This is a genomic window from Neobacillus drentensis, from assembly GCF_036962765.1.
Lineage (GTDB): Bacteria > Bacillota > Bacilli > Bacillales > Cytobacillaceae > Neobacillus > Neobacillus drentensis_C.
Genome location: NZ_JBALOS010000288.1, coordinates 5,250 through 6,534, shown reverse-complemented (window position 1 = coordinate 6,534; position 1,285 = coordinate 5,250). Strand labels below are relative to the sequence as shown.

The 1,285-nt window shown below is 40.2% G+C and carries 1 protein-coding gene and 1 tRNA gene; one reads left to right on the top strand and one right to left on the bottom strand.

All coding sequences use genetic code 11. The annotated features are described in order from the left end of the window. Positions 1-299: 299 nt before the first annotated feature. Positions 300-371, bottom strand: a tRNA-Arg gene (locus V7137_RS27165). A 204-nt stretch (positions 372-575) separates the two neighbouring features. Between V7137_RS27165 and clpP the strand changes: the two genes are divergently transcribed. Beyond that, entirely contained in the window at positions 576-1,184 is a 609-nt protein-coding gene (gene clpP, locus V7137_RS27160) for an ATP-dependent Clp endopeptidase proteolytic subunit ClpP (protein WP_218347644.1), read from the top strand. The last annotated feature ends 101 nt before the right edge of the window (positions 1,185-1,285 follow it).

Here is a 1,285-nt window from a genome sequence, read left to right as displayed (position 1 = left end):
CAATTAAAGAGCTATAGCATGGAAGATAAGTACGATCTATGCTAATAGCTCTTTAATATTTTTTAAATAAGTATACTCCAGCTTCTCTTCTAATGTGGTTTCTAGCTTTTGAGCTAATGAAGTGGTGACAGCGTTTTTTCGTCTCAATGTGGAACCTCCCAAATAAAATTTATTGGTCAGGGTTCGCTTTTGTTTGCGTGGTAGCTTTCGTGGTATTTATAATTGAACTGTACCCAAAAAATTTGGGTAAAAAAAGTATCACCACGTTTTAAAAACGCAGTGATACCAATGATTTTTAGTGCCCTCGACAGGAATCGAACCTGTATTTCAAGCTTCGGAGGCTTACGTGCTATCCGTTGCACCACGAGGGCAAAATATTAGCGACCTACATATTATATGCCAGTTTCTCTAACTTTGCAAGCATTGATTTGGTTTAAAATTAGTCAGAATGGATAAGATGGATTAGGGAAAGTTGTCGAACATTTTTAAAGGCAATTTGTTTGACCTTTATTGACCATCAGTGTATGATAACAATACATATTACTATTACCTTTACAATCAAAGGAGGAAGAAAAATGAATTTAATCCCTACAGTTATTGAACAAACAAACCGGGGCGAGCGTGCGTATGACATCTACTCCCGTCTGTTAAAAGACCGGATTATTATGCTGGGAAGTGCTATCGATGATCATGTCGCTAACAGCATTGTAGCACAATTATTATTCCTTGAAGCGGATAACCCTGAAAAAGATATTTCTTTATATATCAACAGCCCAGGCGGCAGCATCACTGCTGGTATGGCTATCTATGATACAATGCAATTTATCAAACCAAAAGTTCAAACGATTTGTATCGGTATGGCTGCATCCATGGGTGCATTCTTGCTTGCAGCTGGGGAAAAAGGTAAGCGCTATGCCCTTCCAAATGCTGAGGTTATGATTCATCAGCCACTAGGCGGTGCCCAAGGACAAGCAACTGAAATCGAGATTGCTGCAAAGCGGATCCTCTTCCTTCGCGAAAAATTAAATGGAATTTTAGCAGAGCGGACTGGACAGTCTCTTGAAGTAATCGCCAAAGATACAGACCGCGACAACTTCATGACAGCTGAACGTGCAAAAGAATATGGGTTAATCGACCATATCATCACACGTAACCTAATTGATGACGAGAAGAAAAATAAATAAGCAGGACAGAAGCAATCGGTATAGACCGGTTGCTTTTTTTGTTTAGGTTCTGTTACACTTGCCTGTTGATTTCCGCTCCGGGCGCTTCGCTTTCCGCGGGC

Bases quoted from the DNA above. Each gene is read 5' to 3' on its own strand.
- clpP (WP_218347644.1), top strand. From the start codon at position 576: ATGAATTTAATCCCTACAGTTATTGAACAAACAAACCGGGGCGAGCGT.